This window comes from Ureibacillus sinduriensis BLB-1 = JCM 15800, assembly GCF_000772955.1.
Classification (GTDB): domain Bacteria; phylum Bacillota; class Bacilli; order Bacillales_A; family Planococcaceae; genus Ureibacillus; species Ureibacillus sinduriensis.
Genome location: NZ_JPVO01000046.1, coordinates 47668 through 71802, shown reverse-complemented (window position 1 = coordinate 71802; position 24135 = coordinate 47668). Strand labels below are relative to the sequence as shown.

Below are 24135 nucleotides of genomic sequence, written 5' to 3'. Positions count from 1 at the left end.
ATCCGGAAAGGGTTAATGTCTTTTTTATTAAAGATTCCAACCTGAAAACAACTTACGGCTCATGTTATAGGGCTGAATTAATATCATGGACTTACATATATGGGATACCTAATCTTAGGGGAAGTGAACACGGGGAGCGTCTAAAAGAAAATTTTAACCTCACGCAAAAGAATGGCAATAGTTGAAGGAATCGGACTTGATTATATTGAAATAGTAGATAGGGTAGTTTCTTTTGTCCGATGGAAAAAAGCATAAGGAGGATTGGGGCTTAATGAAGAAAAGTGCATTTGAAGTGTGCAATGTGACGAAAGAAATTGGCGGGAAGAAGATCCTGAACAATATCAACTTCACTTGTGAGGATTATACTTCGGTCGCAATTAGAGGCTCTAATGGTTCCGGCAAAAGTACCTTACTGAAAATATTGGCTGGAATTTATGAACCTTCAAGCGGGGAAGTAAAGAGGGGAAACCGAAAAGTCGGGTATGTCACCGAACATTTCCCCGAGAACCTCCGATTTAAAGTGAAGGAGTACTTAACGTTAACGTCATCATTTCAAGGAACTTCCAAACAGCATATTGAAGAGGAGCTCCTAGACTATATTGAAATGTTTAATTTGCATCCCTATGTTGATACACCGCTGAAAAAATGTTCAAAAGGGACGAAACAAAAAGTTGGGTTGATCCAAGCGATTATGAGGAAACCAGATCTTCTTCTTCTGGATGAGCCGCTGACGGGGTTGGATAGCTCAACCCAAAATGAGTTATTCGATCTGCTGGAAAATTTAAAAAAACAAGCAACCATCATTTTCACAACACATGAAGAAAAATTGATTGAAAACCTGGCGGATTCGGTTTTCTACATTGAATCTGGTGAATTTGTTTGCAGTCCTAAAAAAAGAGTAGTCCAGAAGTTGATCAAGGTGAAATTCAGCGACCCGGCTATTATTGAAAAGCTAAATCTTAATGATATTACATATGAAGGGAATACGGCATTTATTTCGGTGGATGCTTCAGGTTCCGATGAGTTATTGCTCGTCTTGCTAAACAAACAGTGCTCAATCATGGAAGTTAGGGAGAAGAGGTAACTATGCAGGGATTTATTCGCTACCAATTCATTAGCTACATACGTTCTTTAAAAATCATCCCCCCGGCCACCGTTTTTTGTGTTTGGCTATTTTTACTGTATGCATACAGTAATGTCCCTATTTTAAGCAGTTATGCGGTGTCAAGCATGGCAATCTATTTAGTGATGACTTGGTTGACGATGAACGTCTTCTCCATAGAGGAAGAAATCGAGAAAAATATGCTATTTGTCCAGTTAACGAGCAAAACTCGTTATCTATTTGGGAAATGGGGGATTTGTCTTCTTTTCGCCGTGCTTTTTATGGCGCTGGCTATACTCTATCCGATCGTGATGGGGAGTTTTAAAGGACCTATTAGACCGATTCATATCGGCTTATCCATCTATAGCCATCTCATTTTGGCTTGGTTTGGCATTTTAATCGGCACGATTTTCTCGGTTACCTCTTTCGCGACCAAAAAATATAGTTGGTTATCGGCCCTGTTGGTTCTTACCATTTCGCTTTCTTATGAAGGGTTGTCAGAAAAAATAACTGTGCTTAAATGGTTGCTTCTCCTTTTCCCGCCGGTGACCCATGTGCTTATTTTTCTTAAAGATGACGAAATTACCCAAATCGACGGTGACTTTTTGCAGCTTGCAATTTGGGTTTTCCTCTATTCAGTAATCGGTACGATCGTCGTGGTGCGAATGTTTTTGCGGAAGGAGCGATAATCGCTCGGGCATTGGCGATCCACCACAATGATCCCCTTGGCTTTTTCAGAGGACTAAGCGGTAAAAGCCGATAAAAAAAGTCGATTTCAAACTGCTGAAATCGACTTTTCATTTTATTTCTTACACTACATTTTTACTCTTTGGTTACCTCTATGGTGTGGCCATCAATCGTCACACTTTTAATATTTTCATTGCTTAATAGGAGCCTCTCTCCCGCTTCATCCAAGTTGAATTGCCACTTGAATCCTGTTTCGGTTGTGCTCGTTGAACCGGACTTAAGTTCAAACGTGTGGTTATCTAAAGTCGTTACTTTCAGTAGTGGCGTAGATTGCGGCAACTCGCCAGTTTTCCCGTCTTGGCGTGTTCCCTCAACGCCTATCCCATTTGCCGAAATATTGATCGTTTGAAGTGAAAGCTCCGCATCGGATAAAGCTAGATTGATATTCGTTTCAATCGTCTTGGAACTTGAGCTTTCGCTTGCTTCAAATGATAAGTGGAAAGGACCATCGGCTATTACCTTATCGGTGCTTTCATCGACAAGTTTATTAGCCATGATCTTCAACTTTTTCCCATCGATTTTTTTCGTTGTATCGATGTCAAACATCGCGATGAGCTTTTTGTGGTCTTCCGTCATTTGTTGGTCCACCATATAACTTGCATTCTGTTTCCAATCCAGTTCTAGTGCAGGGACTTTGACATTATTAGAGAAGGCCGTTCCATCTTGCTTTTCAAACGATACGATGATGAGTGCGCTCTTGCCGCCTATAATCGTTTCTTCTACTTCCATCTCTATTCCGGATACAATCTTGGACGCTTTTATGGAATTTTGATTAGCGTCCATTGCATTTCCTTCATGCCCAAAAAACATCGAAAAATAATCGCTATTTTGAGCTGCAACGGTAGTGGCTCCAATGACAAATACAGCAGAAGCCGCGAATAGACTTCTTTTAAACATTGTTCCTTTCTGTTTTTTCTTCTTTCCACGTTCTTTTTCCATTGTTATCCCTCCATTTATTGCATGTACATTCAACCCAGGCCGCGAAAGCAATTGGTTGAATGTCTATAGCATATAGAAGAGTTCTAAAGATTTGCTAAAGATAGTTTAAAGGTTCCCTTAAATTATGAACGCACAGGATTCCTTCAGGATGTTAGTTGATTCCACCGAAAATTAAGGGAACCTTTATTTGTTCTTTATAAAAACTTTAGAATTTTCATCTAAACTGAATTTGCATTGAAAGATAAAGAATTTTGGAGGTATATAGATGGAAGAGTCAAAATCAATAATGTTTACGATAGATTCATGGGTCGTATTAATTCCGCTCATGCTGCTTGGTTTGGTAGGATTAATCACATGGACGATACGACGAAAACGGAAAGTCAATTTAGCTCAGTTTGTCGTTCTTCTTTCCTTTGGGATATACTTGCTATGTACCATTCACTTGGTGTTTTTCCCAATCGATGTCAATATTGGACGCTATGCCAATCAAACACCATGGTATAAAACAATCAACTTTATTCCGGTTTTAACAATCGATGTTAAGACGTTTTTATTGAATGTCATCATGCTACTCCCTTTTGGCATGTACATCCCATTGTTGAGCAAGAAAGAAACTTCTATTAGAAAAATTGCCAAACTGGGGTTTGGTTTTAGTCTTTCCTTTGAATTAGTGCAGCTTCTAATTCGAGTGACATTAGGAAATGGGAGAAGTACGGATATTAATGACTTATTGGCCAATACGGCAGGTGCTGTCATTGGTTATCTCATTGTAAGAAGTTTGATGAAGGTACAATTATTTGAAGGTATTTTTCAAAGAATGCAGCTTCATTCAAAGTAAGGAGCAAAAAAATGACGAAGATCTTAATTGTGGATGATGATCGACAAATTGCTGAGTTGATTGAGGTATATATGAAAAATGAAGGTTACGATACGGCCAAAGCATCCGACGGGATGGAGGCTTTCCGAATGTTGGAGCAATCTCCCTACGATCTTATTGTATTGGATATCATGATGCCGAATATGGATGGACTGGAGTTTTGCCAAAAAGTGCGCAAACACAGCAGCATCCCGATTCTGATGGTTAGCGCAAAAGTGGGGGATATGGATAAGATCCTCGGGTTAATGACGGGTGGCGACGATTATATGATCAAGCCGTTCAATCCTTTGGAGTTGATAGCAAGAGTAAAAGCGTTGCTGCGGAGGGCAAGTTACCAGCTTGCGAAAGAGGATGAGGATGTACTCCGTGTAGGCCTTCTGGAAATAGATAAACAGAGCCATGCAGCATCCGTCGAAGGAAATGCTATTAAGTTGACGGCAAGAGAATTTGAAATCTTATTTTTACTCGCTAAGCATCGCGGGCGTGTGTTTGGATCGGAAGAGATTTTTGAAAGGGTATGGAATGAACCGGGAGAGGGATCAAACCAGACAGTGATGGTTCATATCAGCAACCTCCGGGACAAACTGGAAGCAGCTTTGCCAGGCGAAACAATCATTCAAACCGTCTGGGGAGTGGGGTATAAAATTGAAAAATAATGTTATGACCCTGCTTCGTTTTCTCCCAATATGGAAAGTGCTGCTATATCTATTAATCGCTTTAATGCTATCAATGGTGACAGGAGCCATCCTTTTGCCGGCATTGGAGGTGTTGGAGGATAACTCCAGATTTTTTGAAAGCATGCTTTACATATTGTCCTATTTTCCCAAATTAATCATTTTCAGTTTTCACCTTGCCATGACGGGGCTATTTCTATTCATTTTTTACCAATATGAGCGGAAACGGTATCTTGCTTTTTATATAGAGAAAATGGCGGAGGATGTCCAATTAATGGCTAAGGGGAAACCTGGGTCATTTGCTCTTTCAGTTCAACCTGAATTTCAAGCCGTCTTTAAAGAATTTCAAAAAATTATCGCTAGATCAGAAGCGGCTATTGAAGAAGTGAAAAAAGCTGAGCAATTAAAAAATGAATTAGTGACAAATGTTGCACACGATTTAAGGTCACCCCTCACTTCGATTATTGGCTATCTGGAGCTTATCAACAATGATGGGTACCGTGACGAGGTGGAGCTTCGCCATTATGTTCAAGTGATTCATGAGAAAGCCGCCAGCTTGCATGCGTTGATCAATGATACATTTGAGTATACGTATATGCATAATCAGCATGTCAACATTCAAAAGGTCGCCGTCAATCTTGAAGAGATGCTGAATCAGCTCGCTGTGCTATCAAAAGTGCAATTAGAAGAAGTGGGGGTGGAGTTCCGCCTCTATTCTTCAGCAATGAGTCCAATTGTTATAGGGGATGGAGGAAAGCTGGCACGGGTCTTCGAGAACCTCTTCCAAAATGCCATCCGATATGGGAGTGATGGTAAATACCTTGATGTCCATCTGAGCGAAACCGATAAAACGATCGAGATTGAAATCGTTAACTACGGGCGGCAGGCCATACCCCCATCGGATCTTCCGCATATTTTTGAACGATTTTACCGTGTGGAAAAGTCTCGGTCACAATTTACGGGAGGGTCAGGTTTAGGGCTGGCAATCTCGAAAAGCATCATCGATCTCCATAATGGCGAAATCAAGGCAAAGAGCACACCGGGGAGAACCTCTTTTACTATAAATTTATTGAAGGAATGGTAGAATGTGTACCTAAGTAGGGAAATGCATTCAACAATTTTCTCAGTCAAAATCATTAAAAAACCTGACAAAACAATTGCTGTTGTTTAATAGCAACCGCGCTTCTAGAGTGAATAAATGGTCTATTTACCCGTAGAATTCATATGATATTATATTTCGAATTCGAGGTGGATAGTTGAAGGCGATTATATATGAAAGTTATGGACCCCCCAATGTTCTCCAAATGAAACAAGTAGAAAAGCCTTTTCCAAAAGATCATGAGATCTTGATAAAAGTAAAAGCAACAACCGTAACGGTGGCCGATATTCGATCACGGAGCTTTACGGTTCCCCCGGCTTTTTGGCTGCCAGCCCGCATAACATTGGGATTTTTAAAACCTAAAAAAGAGATATTGGGAATGGAGTTGGCCGGGGAAGTCGAGGCAATAGGGAAAAATGTCAAAAGGTTTAAAGAAGGTGACCAGGTTTTTGCTGCAACTCTCGCGGATTTTGGTGCGTATGCCGAATACAAGTGTTTGCCTGAAGATGGTCCTGTATCAATCAAACCACGCAACATTACTTATGCAGAAGCCGCTGCCATTCCGATCGGGGCACGCACAGCATTGAATTTTCTTAGAAAAGCGAATGTGCAGGAAGGCCAAAAGGTTCTGGTATATGGTGCTTCTGGCAGTGTAGGGAGTTATGCAGTACAAATCGCTAAGTATTTCGGTGCAATTGTTACAGGTGTATGCAGTACTAGAAATGTGCAGTTAGTAAAATCTCTCGGTGCTGACCAGGTAATTGATTATACAGCACAAGACTTTTCAGAGATTGATGAGACTTATGATGTGATATTTGAAGCAGTGAACAAGTCTTCATTTTCTGCCTGCATGAAAGTACTAAAAATAGATGGCATCTATATAAACATTACGGAACCATTGCCAAGTGTTGAAATGCTATGGGCTCAAATGACCAGCAAAAAGAAGATATTGTTGAGCCGAAATTCCCCTGAAACCGCAGAGGCATTAAATTTCCTCAAAGAGTTGGTTGAAATGGAGAAATTGAAAATCGTAATCGATCGATACTACAATTTGGATGAAATCATTGAAGCACACAAATATGTAGAGGAAGGGCACAAGAGGGGCAATGTTGTCGTCAAAGTGTAACATAGCAACAAGCCTTGTTATGAGGTTATAATCGTCCAGCCTTTCAACCCCCATTAGTAAATAAGCTTAATTCGTTCAACCAATTGGTTTACATGAAATGGCATTTCCCTAAAAAAGGGAAGTGCCATTTCTAATATTTAAAGAATCTTATAATTACCACGCAAAGAGTGTGTCTTCGTTAAAAATTCTTGATTGAAAATAATATTACCGGGTATTCAAATAACATAACAGTACTAGGAGGTAATGGAATGGCAACGAAGGAACTTGCACTGCACGAACAATTGGAGGCACATGAAGTACTGATTTTTAAAACAGCATGTGTTACAAAGAGTAAGTTATTTGTAGATCTCGTTCAGGATGAGGAGCTAAAAGAAATTATCCAGGAAGACCTAGAACTATCCACAAAAGCAATTAAAGATTTAAGAAAAGTACTTGCGGATGCAAGTGCCTAAACGAGAATGGAGGATGATTTGTAATGACTGCTAAGAAAACAGATGAAACAAATAATGAACAGCTTGAAATGCCCATGATTGATGACCTGGCAATCGCAACCGATTTACTTGTCTCGGCAAAAGCTGGTGTAAGAAATCTTGCAACAGCCATTACAGAAACAGCTACTCCTTCTTTGAAAAAGCTGTTGCGCCGTGAATTGGATATTGCGATTGACACGCATGATAAGATTGCCCAATATATGATCAAAAAAGAAATGTATCATGCATATGATTTAGATGAACAGATGAGGCATGATTTAGAAAAAGCCGATTTTGTTCTAGATTCAGTAAAAGAATAAACTTAGATAACCATCGGATCAACCATCCGGGGTCAAAGACTGTCGGTAAACTTGCAACTTGAGTTTGCCGGCAGTCTTTTTGTATTGAAAACAAAGATATCGATGATGATTCAACTATGGAGGCCTGTCCTGACAATCAGGTTATTTTTTGTTGACTTGTATCATGATCTTGGTCACATAATGCTCCGTGTCATTCTTTACGACTGAATCATAAACATATTCTTCAAAAACATGATCTCCCAGTGCTAAATCGAGGCGTTCCATTTCTGAAAAAAGGCGCTGATAGGTAGTGCCGATTGTATTTTCATCCCCGACATGATAGCCGATTAAAAAATCCCCTTTTACTGCTTTAAAATAAGGGTGTCCTTCCTTCGGGGTCGGTTGCTCGATATATAAATAACTATAATTCGAGAATTCACCCTTCAATACTTGCTCGCGTTCCGTTATGGTGCCGATGGGATACCCTGAATCAAGATGCGATTCGCTCAATTCCTCGATAAAATCCGAGATGACTTCCACGTACTTTTCATCCGTGATATTTTCAATTTTTCTGCTCAAGTACAGTGTCGCTTCTGGTAACTGTTCAAGGGTGATCTCATTAAAACCAAGGTTCGAAGCTTCCTCCATCAATGCAATCTTGGCCTCAATCATTTTCTCTTTCGCTTCGATCTCCTGGCGTTTTTTCACGATTTCCTCCTTCTTTTTGTACATTAGTTCCAGAAATCTTTCAGGCGATTTATTTTGCGTGTACTGCTGGATATCGTTAAGCGACATGCCAAGATCCTTTAATAAATCGATTACAAAAAAGTATTCCAATTGATGAACGGTATAGAAGCGGTAACGATTTTTATTTTTCATCACCGGTTTCAAAAGACCGATTTGTTCATAATAAAATAGCGTCTGCTTGTTTACTTTGCAAAGCTTTGCAAATTCACCGGTTGTCAAATATTTGCCATCTTTTTTACTCAATTTTTACAACACCGCCCTTGACTATATAGTTACTATATACACTAGGATAGAAGTTGTAAATAATTTAAAACGGAAAAGATTAATTGCAGTATTTAGTTTGTAAGGAGAATGAAAAAAGATGAGGACATATAAAGTCACCTTGGGATTGCTATTGATGAATTTATTCATAGCCTTTTTGGGGATTGGTTTAGTAATTCCGGTTTTACCTACCTTGATGAATGATTTAGGGATAGACGGAACAACTGTTGGTTATTTAACAGCGGCTTTTGCCATCGCACAACTAATTGTTTCACCGTTTGCAGGGAAAGCTGCTGATAGATTTGGCAGAAAAATAATGATTGTAATTGGTCTATTTATTTTTGGCCTTTCGGAATTATTGTTCGGGCTCGGCAAGGAAATTGAAGTGTTATTTATTTCCCGTATATTGGGAGGGATAAGTGCTGGTTTCATTATGCCGGCCGTTACAGCTTTTATTGCGGATATTACCAATTTGAATAACCGTGCGAAGGCACTTGGGTATATGTCGGCCGCAATCAGTACAGGATTTATTATTGGTCCGGGTATCGGCGGGTTTCTGGCGGAATTTGGAACGCGTATTCCGTTCTTCTTTGCTGGCGGCCTTGGTATCATCGCCGGTATACTCTCGATTCTTTTATTGAGAGAGCCGGAACGTACAGAGGAGACGTTTGAACAAGCCGAAGACGGCAGGGTCGGCATCAAGCGTATTACTGCACCAAAATATCTGATTGCATTTATCTTAATCTTTATTGCTTCGTTCGGTTTAGCTGCCTTTGAGTCATTCTTCAGCCTATTTGTCGACCACAAATTCGCATTTACACCATCGGATATCGCGATTGTGATTACGGGTGGGGCAATATTCGGTGCAGTGGCACAAGTTATTCTATTTGATAAATTAACCCGTATTTGGGGAGAAATCAAACTCATCCGATACAGCTTGATCTTATCCGCTTTATTGGTCTTTTTAATGACGGTTGTTCATTCGTATTTCTCTATTTTGCTTGTTACTTTTATTGTCTTTGTTGGATTTGATTTATTCCGACCGGCAGTGACATCCTATCTTTCCAATATCGCCGGCAATGAACAAGGTTTTGTTGGCGGAATGAACTCCATGTTTACAAGTCTGGCGAATATTAGCGGACCAATCTTGGGAGGGATGTTGTTTGATATAGACATTAACTACCCATACTATTTTGCTACAATCCTGCTCGTAGTTGGCATTGTTATAACAATGTTCTGGAAGAAGCCAGAAAAAAATGGCGCCACTTCCAAAGTGAAGGCTAAAATAGCAGAGCTTTGATCTACAAGATGACGTTTATCCAATACAGGATGAACGTTTTTTTCATTTTGACGCTTCTTTGATCAGGATATTAAATTTTTAAGGTTTTTTTAAGGTGCAACATTAATAATGAATAGCAACCGGAAGGATATTTCTTGTGCAAATTGAAAAGGACCACAAGACATTCAATGATTGAATGAACAATCTAACTAAATTTTAATAGGGGCCAGAATCATATGAAAAAAATATCTACAAAGATTATTCTCTTATCATTAGTAAACTCTATATTGGTAGCTGCCATTAATGTGGGCGCTTCATTGATTATGAGAAATAATGACAGCAATACATCGGAAACTATTTCCAACCAAGAAGCGATCCAGGAAATGCAGACAGGACTCATGGTGCCCGCACCGGTATTATGGGGATTAATTATCTCTTTAGTTATAGGCGTCGTTCTATCATACTTTTTAGGAAAATCGATAGAAAGACCAATTGTCAAAGTAACCGAATTTGCCGAAAAGACAGCTGCTTTCGATCTGTCGAATACAGATGATGAATTAGAGCAACTGAGTCAGATAAAAGATCAAACAGGAGATATGGCAAGAGCATTATATGAAACTAGAAAAAAATTAAAGGTGATTGCCTCCGAATTACAGATGGTGTCTTTGACTGTTACGAAGCAATCGGACAACCTTACTAAAAATACGGGCGAAAATGTGAATGCCATTACCCAGGTAGTAACTACGATAGATCAATTAGCTGCGGGCAACTCGGAACAAGCCGAGACTATGAGTGGCATTAGTGGGACGCTATCAGAAGTAGCTATGCTAATCGATCAAATCGCCACAACAACGTCAGCAAGTGCTGAACAAGCATATCAATCCTTGGCATCTATTCATGAAGGACAAACAAGTGTAGATAGTCAAACGAAGAAAATGGATGAAACTCTTCAAGTATCCAAAGAAGTCAATCGATCTATAAACGAACTGAAAGGCATGATAAATCAAGTTACCGGGTTTGTCGGAATGATTACAGCTATAGCGGGCCAAACGAATCTACTTGCCTTGAATGCCTCCATCGAAGCAGCAAGAGCCGGCGAAGCTGGTAAAGGATTTGCCGTGGTGGCAGATGAAATTAGGAAGCTGGCAGAGGAAACTTCCCTTTCAGCCAGTGAAATCACTTCTATTATTGAAAAAACTTCAACAATGACCGACTTGGCTGTTATGAACATAGAACACTCAAATCAATTAGTCGATGAGCAACGGGATGGATTGAAGATTACAGAGCAAGCGTTCGATAAGATAAAAGATATGTATGAAGGAATAGTAGACGGATTGAAACAAACAGCAACAGCTATGAGCAGTGTTAATGGGAATGCCAAGACAGTTTCGGGCCAGATTCAGCAACTAACATCAGAAGCAGCAGACTTTGCAGCAAGCACTGAGGAAATATCTGCAACAGGACAGGAACAGTTGGCTTCCATAGAAAGCATCGCAAGCTCTGCAAGAGAGTTGGATAGCTTGGCAATCAAATTAAATGAACAGATTAATAAGTTCAAAATCAAATAAGACAGTCCCGTTCCAGATTGCTTAAGGTTTGGTCATCGTCTCAATTACTGGAGGAGCCGGTTCAATTAAACTTGAATCAGCCCCTTAGTTTTTGTCATATAACTTAACTTAAAAATCACATTCCATTTCAGTTCTTCTATAGGCAAAATCGTATGTCGCCTCTAATAGGGAATCGCTAATATCCACTAAGTGTCTCGGATCGACTCCGAAATATCGGATTAGAAACTGCATCATGTTTTGCCGCTCTCTTTCAGTAATCATTTTACCACTCCTTTTTATTTGATATATAACAGTATATTGTATTATTTATTGATATATAACAGATGTAAGCCTAGTTTTGGAAAAAATCCACCTATGCGATGTATAAAAGCGTCATATATGAAACTTTTGGTAAAATCTCTCCGTAAGTAAGTTATAAAATGTGTTGGAAGTTTAAGAAATTAAGGGGAGGAATGGGGAGTGAAAAAGTTCATTTTGCCATTAGTAGCTTTCTGGATTCTGGCGGCAATCTTTATTATATATCCCGAATTCAAAACAAGAAATTTTATAGATGCATTTGTAACGAGTTTGGATAATACAGAAGAAGTAATACAGGGGATTGCCATCAGGAAGGATGGGAAAATCGAGGCACTTCTAGAGCCATCTGATAAGCAGTATGATGAAGTGCTTTCTGCTTTAAAGGAATGGGAAGTGAAGAGGGTTCCGTTTAAAGAGGCAGACTTTGATCAGGAAAAGTATAAATTGGCTATTCAAAATAATGCCAGATCACTAACCGGTCTGAACATAGTTATCTACAAAGACGGAATGATTGATATTCGCGGCAAGGAATACAAGCTTGTAAACGGCAGTTCAATAGAAGAACTAATCGAAGTGGCGAAGTAGTCAATACTTAAGTTGGGATTGTTCTCACTCCTAGATTACTTAACGCTTAGTCTATGTATATGGAACCTGCATCTACTTAGTAATAAGGGATATTGGATTAAAATTCCCCCGGAAGCAGGCATTTAATAAAACATGGCGAATGATAAAAAAACGCTGTTGATCTTGCGTTCAGCAGCGTTTTGCCGTTATTTAATATCTTTTATTGATTGATGGGCTTCAAACTTATCCTGATGGTTAGGTATTGAAAGGTCTATGAATTTTTTTATGAGCGGCATAAAGTAATTGAGCATAAGTCCTCCCAAACAAACTGTTAATATCGTCCCAATGCCAATTGGGCCATCAACTAACAAGGCCATCAACAAAAATACAATGTAAAGGAATGTTCTCGACACAAATAGATTGGTTCTAGCTAATTCCTGAATGACTAATGTTAGACGGTCGAGGGGGATAGGGGCAAAATGGGTTTGTAAATAGACTGCAGTTCCGAACCCTGTCACGACTAAGCCAATTCCGAAACAAACCAATCTACTGTACCAAATTTCCGGAATGATGGTGTTCTGCAATAAATAAAGCCACAAATCGATTCCAATCCCCGTAATAAAAGCCGTCATCAAACCTGATAATTCTGGTTTATCTCTTCTTAACAGTGCATTGCAGCCTATCAGTATAACAGCAATGATAATCTCCCAACTTCCCACAGTAAGGCCCACATTTTTGGAAAGTCCAACTAAAAGGGCATCAAAGGGGGAAGTTCCAAGATTCGATTGTATAGAAAGGGCGATGCCAAGGGTCAGTATTAAAATCCCGAGTACATAATAGACATATTTCACGTTTTCCGCCCTCTAATTGCTGGATAAATCTTTTCGCATTAGAACGTGTGGGATGCCATCCTCCATAAAGATGTCCGAGTCTGTATAATACCCGAGGTTCGTATAGAAACCTTCTGCATGCGTCTGGCCATGCAATTTAACCTGCGAGGCTTCACGTTCTATTGCAATGGCTTCCAATTCCTTAATTATGATTTTGCCGAGCCCAAGTTTGCGGAAATCTTTGAGGATGCAGATCCTTTCCAATTTACCTACGCCATCAACAAACCTGATTCTCCCCGTGCCGACTGGTTGTTCGTTGTAATAAACTAGTATGTGTTTGCATAATCCATCCAGATTATCAAATTGATCGAATTCATCCTCTAATGGTACCCCTTGTTCTTCCACAAATATTTCCTTTCTGATCTCAAATGCTGTGTTTAACTCTTCTTCATTCAATATTCTTTTTACGTTCATCTCTATCAGTCCTTTAGAATATAGTTTGTTATCATCTTTGTTGCATTTACAACAAAAATAATTTAAGTTTAATATATAACACATTTTATTGCATATGCAATAAAAATAAATGCTGAGGAGTACATGATGAAAGAAATACTTCGTGAAATCGGGATGATTGCAAGGGCACTTGATTCGATAAGCAATATAGAATTTAAAGAATTGGACCTTACGAAAGGGCAGTATTTGTATCTTGTGCGTATATGCGAAAATCCCGGAATCATCCAGGAGAAGTTGGCCGAGATGATAAAAGTAGACCGATCGACAGCAGCCCGGGCCATAAAAAAACTGGAGAGTAATGGCTTTATTGAAAAGAAAGTGGATGACAAAAACAAGAAAATAAAAAAACTTTACCCAACAGCTAAAGGGGAAGGTGTCTATCCATTTATTAAAAGGGAAAATGATTATTCCAATCATGTTGCGCTACAAGGGTTTTCAGATGAAGAAATAGAGTCCATTTACATTCTCCTTCAAAGAGTGCGTACCAATATAGAGAAAGACTGGGAGTATGTAAAAAAAGGAAATAAGCGGAAATATTAATTATAGGGGGCCATTAAATGAAGATTACAACAAAAAGATGCAAGATGGAAGAATTACAAACGCTTCAGGAACTAAGTATTGAAACATTCAACGATACTTTTAAAGATCAGAATTCACCCGAAAATATGAAAATCTATTTGGAAAGGGCATTTAATTTAAAACAATTAGAAGAAGAGTTATCTAATGCATTGTCGCAATTCATTTTTGTCTATGTCAATGATGAAATCGCTGGCTACTTAAAGGTCAATACTTATGATGCCCAATCAGAAAAAATGGGGGACCATTCACTTGAGATCGAGAGAATATATATAAAGAGCAAATATCAAAAACATGGTTTAGGCAAGTATCTGCTAAACCAGGCGATTGAGATGGCAGTTGCACTTCGGAAAAGGGAAATTTGGCTAGGTGTATGGGAGAAGAATGAAAATGCCATCGCGTTTTATAAAAAAATGGGCTTTGTACAAACTGGAGCGCATTCGTTTTGTATGGGAGAGGAAGAACAAATTGACATAATCATGACAAAATCAATTGTGTAATTTCTGTAAATTATATTAACGAGGAGATTGTAATGTGGTAAAATATGGTTAAATCTACTGTTGCAAGAAATGATGAAAACCTCAAAAGGTTTCTCCTCTTGCCAAAGGATTTTTTTAGATGAGTTGGACTGTGACATGACTCTATCGTATGAATAATAAATTAAAGTGTTTTCGGCATCGTTGTGTATGTCGCTTTTGAAAAGTTGGAGGATTAATAAACTATATTCGGCAATACGTTTTGAAAAAAATGTATTGCTTCTTTTTATAGGGGTGATTTTTTTTGAAGAAGATACTTCCTTACATAGTATTAGCAGTTGCAGTTATTGGAATTTCAATTCTCTTTCTGAGCGAGTCTGGTAAAAGCGGTAATGCTCAAGTCAGTATAGGTGAATCCGATAAGTTTTCCAAGGAAGATATAAATGAGGCGGTAGCTAGTGTGAAAAGGAAGTTTTTAAGTTTTAAAGGTTGTGAACTTACTGAAATTTGGTACACAGAAGAGGAATCGAATAAAATTGCCGAAGATTATTTGAAATATGGTAAAGGTTCTGGGAAAAATATAGACCCGGGTAATGTTATCGGGTTGGTTTCCAATTTTGATGTTGATTCTTCTGGAGGCGATGGAAGCCTTGAACCGAATTCAACGTACACAGAATGGAATTGGATCTTAATAAGGGACGGTAAACCCAACAAATGGCGCGTGGATGATTGGGGATATTAATGTCATAGATATGTGAGGAAACTCAAGCTTTGTTGAGTAGTTGGAATTTCAAGAGTATGTGGATATTAAGAGAATACGAGATTTAACGAATTTAAATGCGAAAAGGAGATAACGGATGGGCTTTAAAGAAGAATTCAAACGAGAGATGCGTAACGTTAAAAATGATGCAGCAAAAGAGGTCGACAAATATTGGGCCATTGATTTTAAGGGGCATAAAATTGAGATACATAATAAGATGATGGAAGAAACTTTGCTGGTGGATGGCAATATCATTGATCGCAATGCACGCAAGTACATTTGGTCACATTTGATTCCGTATTCAAAATTGTCGGGTACATTTCGGACAGTAGACGGCAAAACTCATAAAGTCCATGTAAGAATAGGTGGGTTTGTCCGGTTGAATATTATAGTGAAAGTTGATGGGAAAGCTCTTTTAAGGGAAGCTATGACGCTCGAGTTTTTACCGTGGGCAAATAAAGAGTTGATTGTCCCGTATATTGAACAGCAAATAAAAGACCATCAAAAAATAGTTAATACAGATCTGCCGGATGATGATTACTTAGTAGACGAAAACCATCCAAAACTGGCCCCGGGTTTATCCGATCGGTTAGTTTCCGAAGGGGTGACCCCATTCTATACTAAGAAGCTCCTTAAGTTATTTATGGAGCAAGTGGAAAATCCAACGAGTCAAACACGAAAGGCAACTTATGAAAAAATTAAAGATGAGAAAGTGATCAGTTATTATCATGAGCTGCTTGTGCTATTCCATGAAGAAGAAATGAATGAGCAGTCCGTGCAGCAAGAGGCGATTTGGTTGCTGGAAAACGCAGCGCATCGTGAAGTAGTGAAATTCGCCATCCTTATTCTTGGATGCACTAACTGTGAAAACATAAAACATCGACTGTACACAATAGCCTTGCATGAAGAATTTACCGGTGCTGCATTGATTGCACTGAGAAATGGGACAAGCAATGCAAATGAGACAATCTGGCATATTGCCACATCGGTGAATGGTTGGGGGAAAATCGAAGCCATCAACTTTTTGGAGGCTAATAGTGAAGAAATCCAATATTGGTTTTTAACTGAAGGTGCAAAAAATAATGTCATGAACGGTTATGCTTCTCTTGTTTGTGCTGAAAAAGGCAAGCTCGATATTATCCTCCATGAATCGGAAATCACAAGAGAAGTATTTAACGGTGTGGGAGAAATTATCTCGGGGTTATTGGGAGATGAGACATACCAAGCAATTGATGAATATGAATATGCCGGCCAGGTTCTTATGCGCTATACCCATCATGCGAAAACCCATTGCCGTGATCTTCAGCAATTTTATATTCTGACCCGCATAGCAACATATATGGAGAAAAGTGAGGAAATATGGGAGGAACGCTATGCGGCCAATTGGAAAACACATGAACGCCAAGCAGTTCATGACACAATTGAAGAAATCGCCAAACAACCTATCTGGGAACAACAAACATTGGCGATACTCCATTCTGAGAATACAAGCCGTGCTCAAGCGTTGGCGGTTGCACAGTATCTTGAGCTCGACATTGCAGGGAAATTTGTGAAGTAGCCCAATCACAAGGCATTCAGAATCACTCCAAAATTGAACATAGGGGGAAGGTCATGGTGGCAAAAAGTGAAAAAGATAGTCTATTAGAAAATAGCGATAAAACGTTTAAAGTATTGCTTGAAATCATCGAATCTGTACCAAGCAGAAAAAGAAGCATTTCCATTGAGAATGGGGAAAGAGACAAGAATTTTCGTGATGTCATCATGCATCTTTATGAATGGCATGGAATGCTTGAGAGATGGTATAGAGAAGGGATGGATGGGGATATTCCTTCTATGCCTGCCCCGGGTTATAAGTGGAGTACGCTGAAGCAGCTTAATATGGAGATTTGGAAAAACTATCAAGATGTATCATTGAATCAAGCACTAAAAAAATTGAAGTTAAGTCATGAGCGAGTCATGGATTTAATAAAATGCCATACCGATGAAGAAATAATGACGAAAAAATATTATAAATGGACGAAGACAAGTAATCTGTACACCTATTTTGCAGCAAACACTTTCCAACATTACAAGTGGGCAATAAAAAAATGCGAAGCTATTGCAAATTTAATATAGGAGAAGGCAAAATTCAAAAGACTTAGTATGGTCTATAATTTTTGAACAAGCAATGTGGAGGGGCATTTATATGGAGAAGACATATTTATGTGCTTATATTCTATTTAGCGGTAATGACGATTTCCCTCTGGAAGTCATAACAGAGAGACTAGGAATCCAACCCACATTGGCCTGGAAAGTAGGTGAACGTCGTTACCCTAATCTGCCAAATCATCCACTACAGTCATATACAGGTTGGAAATTCGAAATACAAAATAAAGAAACCTTGGATACAGAAAATGTACTACGTCCGCTTTTAGAAACGTTTCAATCGAAAACAGATGTCATTAATGAGTTGAAAGAAGAACTATTTATTGACGTTCATTTAGAGTTAGTCATACAAATCTACGATGGTTATACTCCAGCACTTGTCATTTACCCAGAGTTTAGTAAGTTCGCTGCAGAAATCAATGCATATTTGGATGTTGATTTGTATGTGTCTGCTTTTAATGAACCTGAGCAATAGCTAAATAGAGTAAAAGAACCTCCCCAAAAGGAAACATTATGTAAAGTATTACGTTGTGTATTAAAGGTATACATATAGGAGGAGAACCATGGGAGAATTAGATATTCTATTCATCTTGAAAATGATCATTATTGGGTTGGTTCAAGGCTTTACAGAACCCATTCCGGTATCATCGAGTGGACATGTAATGATCGCGAGTGAAATTTTGGGGCTGGGTGAACAAGGATTCATGTTCGCCATACTGACGAACACCGCTTCACTGCTTGCGATTCTTTATATCTACAGGAAGGATATTGTAAGGCTTGCAAGCAACTCAATGAAATACTTGAAAACAAAAAATCGCTCTTTTCAAAGTGACTTTCGATTTGTTTGCTTTATCATCGTTGGGACGATTCCAGCAGGTGTTCTCGGGATTTTATTGAATGACTATATTGCAGAAAATGTCAGTATGACACTCATCGCCTTCATGCTATTTGTCACGGGATTTGCCTTGTGGTTGATACGCAATATGAAAGGGGTCAAAGAGGAACGCAATATTACCTTCAAGGATGCATTCCTAGTTGGTTTGGGGCAGGCTGTAGCCTTAACGCCGGGAATCAGTCGTTCTGGTGCGACCATTATTTCATCGATTGCCGTAGGAATGAAGCAGGATACGGCACTTCGTTTTTCATTCATGCTGTATATACCGGTAAGCCTTGGAGGCGTCATTCTAGGCATCTCTGATTTTATAAATGAACCGAATAAAACAGATCTAGCGATACCATATTTAGCTGCATTTATTGCCACACTTTTTATGAGTTATTTTGCCATGAAGTGGTTTATGGGCATAATGAAAACCGGTAAGCTTGTTTATTTTACCTATTATTGTTTCATAGTAGGTGCATTGCTTTTAATTTTCTTCTAACACGGGGCGTTTCTTCTTCAAGGGAAACGCCTTTTTTGTTCCGTTAAACGCAAAAAGAAATGTAATTTTCCGGGGAGGCCAAAATGAGGAAAGTCGAAATACATTCATACGATGAAAGCTGGATAATAGCTTATAGCAAAGAAGCAGAATTCATTAGGGAAATATTTGGTGGAGACTTATTGAATATTTACCACATCGGGAGCACCTCGATTCCGGGCATGGCTGCCAAACCGATTATCGATATGTTGTTGGAAGTACAAGAAATCAGCAGAGTGGATTCCTTCAACAGCGAAATGAAAAAGTTGGGGTATATCCCCAGAGGAGAAAATGGAATAAGCAATAGAAAATATTTTGTAAAAGAGGAAGATGGGGAAAGAACCCATCATGTACATATCTATCAAACAGGAGCAGAACAAATCCTCAGACACTTGGCCTTTCGGGATTATATGATTGAAAATCAATTTGACGCTGAAAAATATAAGAATAGGAAAATCGAACTTTCTTATAAATATCCAGAGAATACAAAACTATACCAGCAAGCAAAATCATCACTAATTCTTGATTTAACGGAAAAAGCACTGGTTTGGGCTGGCAAACATAAAAAAACATCCGTTGCGGGCTTTATTTTGCGTAAAAATGAAACGAACAACTTTGAGCTTTTATCTTTATCTTTCCCTTCGATTCCCGACGCACTCTGGCGCGTGCCAGGAGGAAGAGTAGAGAAAAACGAAAACTTAGTAGATGCGCTGTTTAGAGAAATTAAAGAAGAAACAGGTTTAACCGATCTAACGCTAATTCGGAAACTTGGTGTGCTCAATTACTATAAACCTTTTATTAAACGACTTGTAGAAAGACATGATTTTCTTCTCCTCGCACCTCATCAAACGGCACAATCCTGGAGCCATCTAGTTACAGGGACCGATAAAGACCAGGGCAACATTTTCGAATACAAGTGGATTCAAGAAAAGGACTTCCTCAGTCTTGATGGGGAACTAAGAAGCTTCCTCACACCAAATGGCATTCATGAATTATTCGGTTTGGGAATTTGATTGCTACAAAATAAACTAGTGAGGTGTGAGGCTATTGGTAAACTTACTAGTCTTAGAGAGTCTCCCTTCAATGTATTTCGTATTTAATAAAAAAGATGAACCTTTTCCAAAAGTCATTTGTTTATAAAGTATAAAGAAAAGAGAGGAGGAGTTGGATTGACAGAAAAAGAGTTATTCGAATCCTTTAATAAGGATGTATATCGTACATGTTATTACATGCTTCGCAACGCACAAGATGCGGAAGATCTCTGTCATGATGTATTTGTCACCGTTTTTCGCCAGGATTGGAAGAACGTTGAGCATATACGTGCCTGGATCATGCGCATCACGATGAATCACTGCTTAAACCTGCTTAGGAGAAATAAAACACAGCGAGAAAAGAAGAACCAGGTCCAATGGTTTCATGAACAATCTACGGTATCGGTGAAATCGGTTGATACCATCGTATTAGAAAAAGTACTTTCGGAGGAATGGGAAGAGCTTTTAAGACAGCTCCCGGAAAAATTGATGGCAGTTATTACGCTGCGCTATATAGGAGAACTATCTATTAATGAAATTGCTGAAACACTAAAGATTCCAGTGGGCACCGTAAAGTCAAGAAATAATAAAGCTTTGAAAATTATACGAAAAAAACTTGAACACACTCAAAACTTTTGGTTGAAGGGGGAAAATCAATATGGAACGCATTGAGAAAAAAGTTAAAGACAAGTTGAAAAACCCTAGTAATGTATCTTATCCAGATTTTGATCAGATGTGGAGCAGTATCCAGCAGGACGAGCTGAAGGTCTCCGGCAAGGAACCGTTGGCGCGCCGCTATCGAAAAGGGAAGCGATTTGTTATGGTAGCAGGTCTATCAGTCGCTTTGATGGCTACCCCTGTCTATGCAGCCTTGACTTATGATTGGTCTAGCATCCTAACCTATAAAGAGGGTGTTCAATCCGCATTAGAACAAGGACTCGGCCAAACCATTGATCAATCCGTTACAAAGGAAGGCATTACATTAAACGTACATACGGCATTTATGGACGATAATAGAACCTTCCTGCTCTACAGTTTGAAGCCTGATCCATCATGGGATGGAAAGAATATAAGCTTTGACCAAATCGGATTGAAAGATAAAAATGGCAACTCCATTGAGGGGCATTATGTACACCATTGGAATGAGGAGCTAGGTCTATTCCAAGGTTACTTCGAGACCGATTGGACTGTGGCCGGAAATACGGCCAATGTCGAGTTTTCGATAGAGGATATTCAGTTTATTGATGAGGGAAAACAGTCCATCAATTATGATCCTAACAACTCTGGAACGCAAGAATTCCCTATCCAAAAAGATGGGATTGACAGCGTGACCTTGCGATCTTTTGAACAAGCCGAAGATCGTGTATTACTTCAATCGTCCATTACCTTTACGAATCCCGAAATGAAGAGTAAAAGTTGGGTGCGCATCCAAGCAAGCAATCATCTAGATAAGCCTATTCAAGAAGCTGAGACTGCGGTGTTCGGTACTTCAGGACCATCCGGAGAATACTTGAGCCAACAAATATTCGAATCTGACAGTTTACGTGCTGGAGGCACAAAATTCCATCTTACTTATGATCGGATAATGGAAAGTATAGAGGGGACTTGGAGTTTGGATTTAGCTCTATCCAAAGATAAGTTGAAAAATGGATCGTTTACAGAAGTGTTAAACATGCCTCTGAATGAAATGGCTGCTGGAGCAGAAATCCATGAAATGATCGTTACGCCAACCCAGATTCGCCTGACTGTTACTCATGAGGGATATCGTGTTCCTTACATGGACTACCAACTCGATGTAGGTGGGACTCTGTTGGAAGGAAGTATATGGAATACCGAGCATCTAGACAAGAAGGAGTTGCGATTTGAAATGGCCGGTCTGGACTATTCTTCTCTGGCAAATCAATCCGTGAGCCTTATAGCAAAACACCGTGTCGATGAATTCGTAGGCGATGAAAACCCAATCCGTTTAACGGACATATCAACTGAACAGCAAAGCATAACTACACACATAGCAGGGTATCCAGTCACATGGACTTATTATTTGAAGGACAATAATCTCTATGTGGAATCCGTAAGCACTGATCAGACATTCGGTGGAGTCAACCAAACCTATTATCTGCAAGGCAAAGATAAGAACTATGGAAAACCTATGTTAATTGGAGTAATGGGTGATGGAAACAATAAAAATATGGACGTATATGAGAATTTCGACAAAAAAGAACTCGATATTTACATCTCGAATTATACTACCAATAATCGTGATGATGAGCTGCATATCCAGCTTAAGCCAGGTAAATAGCATGAAGCGATGAATGTGAGATTCACCAACAAAAAATAAATATTTAATTTCTTATCAAGCCGAGATATACAAACGAAGCCCATCACTTGGAACAACGTTGTTCAAAAGAGATGGGTTTCTTATATTTTAAGGTTTTAAAAGGTGTCAGTTAGAAAATATCCATCGCTCCAATATACGTGGTTATTTTATTATAAATTTTAATTATGGGTACCGAATTTCATCGAATGGAATAAAGTATATAAAGTAGTCCCTAGAATAGAACTGGATTGATTCAATAATGAGTAAAGGGATCAAGAAAAGAGTAAAACAATTTGAAAGAAATTGCATAAACTTCACTGAATTTTCCCAATACACGGAGCTGCCATTCCATTTGCTTAATTCCAAAGGTCATCCATTTTTTGCGATTGGGCAAATCGACGGTTTTTCGTTCAAATCTCCGTTCTTTACTGTGGAATCGGTAGACCCATGCCAACATTCAGCTGTCCTCAATATATTGGCTCCGTTCCCTTTTCAAGAGGGGGATGTCGATCCATCAAATTGTATCCAAACACTACTTCGAACCAATAGTTTTGTAAGTGTCGAGTTGTCCAAGTTCAGTGGTTTTTCAAAAGTGCCCATTTCCATTTCCGACTGTTTAACAATCTGTGACATGATGGAAGAACATGTTCGTTTGCCATTCATGGCTGGTGAAACAGATTTCCCTAAAGTGATATGGCAGCACACGGGTGGAAATCAAATAAATAATGTGGCGACTATAATGCTCCACTACCAAAACGGTATAGATTCGCAAGTGAAACTGAATTTGTGTACAAAAGATAAACTGGTTACATTGAATGCTCCAAAGGGGAATGGGCGAGCTGTCACTGTTAAAGATTTACTTTCAATTGAGATTTGCCCTTCTGCAAAACTAGTGAAAGGCATAATAGAAATACAAGTGAATCGGAAAGAAGAAAGAAAAATATACTTTAACTAAACAAATCACACAGTCCAAGTTGTTTGAAGAACATATGAATAGACATATAACCAGTAACTTGGAGGTGTGAAAAAATTGGCTCAATTGGGAGGCTGTAATGGGGAACAATTGGTGGGGGTTAATGATGCCATATGTTTTACTGTACTCTTGGATGATACAGGGGCAACACCGTTACCAATATGGAGTGATGCAACAACGTATATAATTAATGGAACAATAATGGTGGAAAATAACGGGGTTGTCGGCGCTTCACCTACTGCGGCGCTTACAGTTAATGGGACGGCAGTTGACGGCTTTGTCGTAGCGCCGGGTGAGGCAAGATCCATCACGATGAATGACATTAACTCGATTGCTTTAACAGGAACGGGTGCTGGAACAGCAAATGTCAAAGTATCTTTTTCTTTGAACTATAAGTTTTAAACTCATTCATCGCATATTTTATATTTTAAGAGGATGCCTATTCATCCTCTTTTTCATATTCTTTCAAATAATGTTAAATCGTCAAAACATTCAACGATCGTGATTGTGCAGTGATTGTGATTCCCGTAACCGACCGGAGGGAATACGTCAGTGTAACAGTGTACGTATTCGTTGCCAGTGATGTGTTGTTGTGGACAAGTGAGATGGGAATGCTATTAATATTTGAATGAGCTATGTTTGCCGGAGGGTTGCCGCCTAGTTGCAACGCTTGTGTAAACAAGAGACTTCCGTTGTGCCGGATTCTCATTGTGACGCCGTATTGATAAGAAGGCGTAGCTTGGGGAATCAATCCTTGGATTTGAACAAGACCATTAATTAAAACGGGCTGCAAGTTTGAAGTGACTTGGACGGGCACGGTTAGCACGGTCGTTTCGGTTCCTTCGCCAAAAGGAATGGCCAAAGGGGTTTCTGTTTGAACAAAAAATATATTAGATTGACGGTTATTAGAGTTATCGGACGAACCGCATAATCCCAATTGCATGACTTTACCTCCTATCGTCGGATTTACTAATATATATATGATAGGATTTCTTATTTGTATATTATGATTAAACTAATATTTCAGCAATTTAATAGCATTTAAATAGG

At 39.1% G+C, this 24135-nt stretch carries 29 protein-coding genes; 23 read left to right on the top strand and 6 right to left on the bottom strand.

Annotated features, from left to right (window positions below; translation table 11 throughout):
- Positions 1-271: 271 nt before the first annotated feature.
- Positions 272-1084 carry an ATP-binding cassette domain-containing protein gene (locus tag CD33_RS06790; protein ID WP_052130071.1) on the top strand — a complete coding sequence of 271 codons (813 nt, stop codon included), beginning with the start codon at positions 272-274 and terminating at the stop codon, positions 1082-1084.
- A 2-nt stretch (positions 1085-1086) separates the two neighbouring features.
- Positions 1087-1791 carry a hypothetical protein gene (locus CD33_RS06785; RefSeq protein WP_036199361.1) on the top strand — a complete coding sequence of 235 codons (705 nt, stop codon included), beginning with the start codon at positions 1087-1089 and terminating at the stop codon, positions 1789-1791.
- Positions 1792-1924: 133 nt separating this feature from the next.
- Here CD33_RS06785 and CD33_RS06780 read toward each other — a convergent pair whose 3' ends face one another.
- Positions 1925-2788 carry a hypothetical protein gene (locus CD33_RS06780; protein ID WP_036199358.1) on the bottom strand — a complete coding sequence of 288 codons (864 nt, stop codon included), beginning with the start codon at positions 2786-2788 and terminating at the stop codon, positions 1925-1927.
- A gap of 265 nt (positions 2789-3053) precedes the next feature.
- Between CD33_RS06780 and CD33_RS06775 the strand changes: the two genes are divergently transcribed.
- The 6 genes from CD33_RS06775 (at position 3054) to CD33_RS06750 (ending at position 7354) form a co-directional block, all read left to right on the top strand.
- Positions 3054-3626 carry a VanZ family protein gene (locus CD33_RS06775; protein WP_036199356.1) on the top strand — a complete coding sequence of 191 codons (573 nt, stop codon included), beginning with the start codon at positions 3054-3056 and terminating at the stop codon, positions 3624-3626.
- Positions 3627-3637: 11 nt separating this feature from the next.
- The gene (locus CD33_RS06770; protein ID WP_036199355.1) at positions 3638-4321 is read left to right on the top strand and encodes a response regulator transcription factor; all 684 of its coding nucleotides are present in this window, start codon (positions 3638-3640) and stop codon (positions 4319-4321) included.
- A complete protein-coding gene (locus tag CD33_RS06765) occupies positions 4311-5423 on the top strand; it encodes a sensor histidine kinase (RefSeq protein WP_036199353.1) in 1113 nt (370 codons plus the stop codon). The genes CD33_RS06770 and CD33_RS06765 overlap by 11 nt, the downstream gene beginning before the upstream one ends.
- Positions 5424-5595: 172 nt before the next feature.
- Positions 5596-6564, top strand: coding sequence for an NAD(P)-dependent alcohol dehydrogenase (locus CD33_RS06760; RefSeq protein WP_036199351.1), 969 nt, complete (start codon positions 5596-5598; stop codon positions 6562-6564).
- A gap of 248 nt (positions 6565-6812) precedes the next feature.
- Positions 6813-7016 carry a hypothetical protein gene (locus CD33_RS06755; RefSeq protein WP_036199349.1) on the top strand — a complete coding sequence of 68 codons (204 nt, stop codon included), beginning with the start codon at positions 6813-6815 and terminating at the stop codon, positions 7014-7016.
- A gap of 23 nt (positions 7017-7039) precedes the next feature.
- The gene (locus CD33_RS06750) at positions 7040-7354 is read left to right on the top strand and encodes a spore coat protein (protein WP_235863360.1); all 315 of its coding nucleotides are present in this window, start codon (positions 7040-7042) and stop codon (positions 7352-7354) included.
- Between the two features lie 141 nt (positions 7355-7495).
- Here CD33_RS06750 and CD33_RS06745 read toward each other — a convergent pair whose 3' ends face one another.
- The gene (locus CD33_RS06745; protein ID WP_036199347.1) at positions 7496-8323 is read right to left on the bottom strand and encodes a MerR family transcriptional regulator; all 828 of its coding nucleotides are present in this window, start codon (positions 8321-8323) and stop codon (positions 7496-7498) included.
- Positions 8324-8441: 118 nt separating this feature from the next.
- On the opposite strand from CD33_RS06745, the gene norA reads away from it, so the two are divergent.
- Both norA and CD33_RS06735 read left to right on the top strand, forming a co-directional pair.
- Entirely contained in the window at positions 8442-9641 is a 1200-nt protein-coding gene (norA, locus tag CD33_RS06740; protein WP_036199345.1) for a multidrug efflux MFS transporter NorA, read from the top strand.
- Positions 9642-9856: 215 nt separating this feature from the next.
- Positions 9857-11188, top strand: a complete 1332-nt coding sequence (locus CD33_RS06735) for a methyl-accepting chemotaxis protein (protein WP_036199343.1) — start codon at positions 9857-9859, stop codon at positions 11186-11188.
- Positions 11189-11296: 108 nt separating this feature from the next.
- Here the strand turns inward: CD33_RS06735 and CD33_RS20150 are convergent, their stop codons facing one another.
- The gene (locus tag CD33_RS20150; RefSeq protein WP_156967302.1) at positions 11297-11449 is read right to left on the bottom strand and encodes a hypothetical protein; all 153 of its coding nucleotides are present in this window, start codon (positions 11447-11449) and stop codon (positions 11297-11299) included.
- A 198-nt stretch (positions 11450-11647) separates the two neighbouring features.
- On the opposite strand from CD33_RS20150, the gene CD33_RS06730 reads away from it, so the two are divergent.
- Complete coding sequence (locus tag CD33_RS06730; RefSeq protein ID WP_036199340.1) at positions 11648-12070, top strand: hypothetical protein; 423 nt, start codon at positions 11648-11650, stop codon at positions 12068-12070.
- Between the two features lie 185 nt (positions 12071-12255).
- Here the strand turns inward: CD33_RS06730 and CD33_RS06725 are convergent, their stop codons facing one another.
- Together CD33_RS06725 and CD33_RS06720 are read right to left on the bottom strand one after the other, a co-directional pair.
- Positions 12256-12900 carry a YczE/YyaS/YitT family protein gene (locus CD33_RS06725; protein ID WP_036199337.1) on the bottom strand — a complete coding sequence of 215 codons (645 nt, stop codon included), beginning with the start codon at positions 12898-12900 and terminating at the stop codon, positions 12256-12258.
- 12 nt (positions 12901-12912) lie between these two features.
- A complete protein-coding gene (locus CD33_RS06720; RefSeq protein ID WP_036199335.1) occupies positions 12913-13353 on the bottom strand; it encodes a GNAT family N-acetyltransferase in 441 nt (146 codons plus the stop codon).
- 126 nt (positions 13354-13479) lie between these two features.
- Between CD33_RS06720 and CD33_RS06715 the strand changes: the two genes are divergently transcribed.
- The 12 genes from CD33_RS06715 (at position 13480) to CD33_RS06660 (ending at position 23487) form a co-directional block, all read left to right on the top strand.
- Positions 13480-13932, top strand: a complete 453-nt coding sequence (locus CD33_RS06715; protein WP_036199333.1) for a MarR family winged helix-turn-helix transcriptional regulator — start codon at positions 13480-13482, stop codon at positions 13930-13932.
- Between the two features lie 17 nt (positions 13933-13949).
- Complete coding sequence (paiA, locus tag CD33_RS06710) at positions 13950-14468, top strand: spermidine/spermine N(1)-acetyltransferase (protein WP_036199331.1); 519 nt, start codon at positions 13950-13952, stop codon at positions 14466-14468.
- 280 nt (positions 14469-14748) lie between these two features.
- Positions 14749-15186: a DUF4829 domain-containing protein gene (locus CD33_RS20475; RefSeq protein ID WP_084591278.1), complete on the top strand. Its 438-nt coding sequence runs from the start codon at positions 14749-14751 to the stop codon at positions 15184-15186.
- Positions 15187-15301: 115 nt separating this feature from the next.
- Positions 15302-16762: a hypothetical protein gene (locus tag CD33_RS06700; RefSeq protein WP_052130069.1), complete on the top strand. Its 1461-nt coding sequence runs from the start codon at positions 15302-15304 to the stop codon at positions 16760-16762.
- Between the two features lie 53 nt (positions 16763-16815).
- The gene (locus CD33_RS06695) at positions 16816-17319 is read left to right on the top strand and encodes a ClbS/DfsB family four-helix bundle protein (RefSeq protein WP_036199329.1); all 504 of its coding nucleotides are present in this window, start codon (positions 16816-16818) and stop codon (positions 17317-17319) included.
- A 70-nt stretch (positions 17320-17389) separates the two neighbouring features.
- A complete protein-coding gene (locus CD33_RS06690; RefSeq protein WP_036199327.1) occupies positions 17390-17824 on the top strand; it encodes a DUF4279 domain-containing protein in 435 nt (144 codons plus the stop codon).
- Positions 17825-17912: 88 nt separating this feature from the next.
- On the top strand, positions 17913-18728 hold the full coding sequence (locus tag CD33_RS06685; RefSeq protein WP_036199325.1) for an undecaprenyl-diphosphate phosphatase: 816 nt from the start codon (positions 17913-17915) through the stop codon (positions 18726-18728).
- Between the two features lie 83 nt (positions 18729-18811).
- Entirely contained in the window at positions 18812-19777 is a 966-nt protein-coding gene (locus CD33_RS19415) for a GrpB family protein (RefSeq protein ID WP_052130067.1), read from the top strand.
- 156 nt (positions 19778-19933) lie between these two features.
- Positions 19934-20467, top strand: coding sequence for an RNA polymerase sigma factor (locus CD33_RS06675; protein WP_036199324.1), 534 nt, complete (start codon positions 19934-19936; stop codon positions 20465-20467).
- Entirely contained in the window at positions 20454-22094 is a 1641-nt protein-coding gene (locus tag CD33_RS06670; RefSeq protein ID WP_036199322.1) for a DUF4179 domain-containing protein, read from the top strand. The genes CD33_RS06675 and CD33_RS06670 overlap by 14 nt, the downstream gene beginning before the upstream one ends.
- Before the next feature lie 277 nt (positions 22095-22371).
- Entirely contained in the window at positions 22372-23067 is a 696-nt protein-coding gene (locus tag CD33_RS06665; RefSeq protein ID WP_036199320.1) for a CotZ-related putative spore coat protein, read from the top strand.
- A 75-nt stretch (positions 23068-23142) separates the two neighbouring features.
- On the top strand, positions 23143-23487 hold the full coding sequence (locus tag CD33_RS06660; protein ID WP_036199318.1) for a DUF3992 domain-containing protein: 345 nt from the start codon (positions 23143-23145) through the stop codon (positions 23485-23487).
- 73 nt (positions 23488-23560) lie between these two features.
- Here the strand turns inward: CD33_RS06660 and CD33_RS06655 are convergent, their stop codons facing one another.
- Complete coding sequence (locus CD33_RS06655; protein ID WP_036199316.1) at positions 23561-24028, bottom strand: hypothetical protein; 468 nt, start codon at positions 24026-24028, stop codon at positions 23561-23563.
- Positions 24029-24135: the final 107 nt, after the last annotated feature.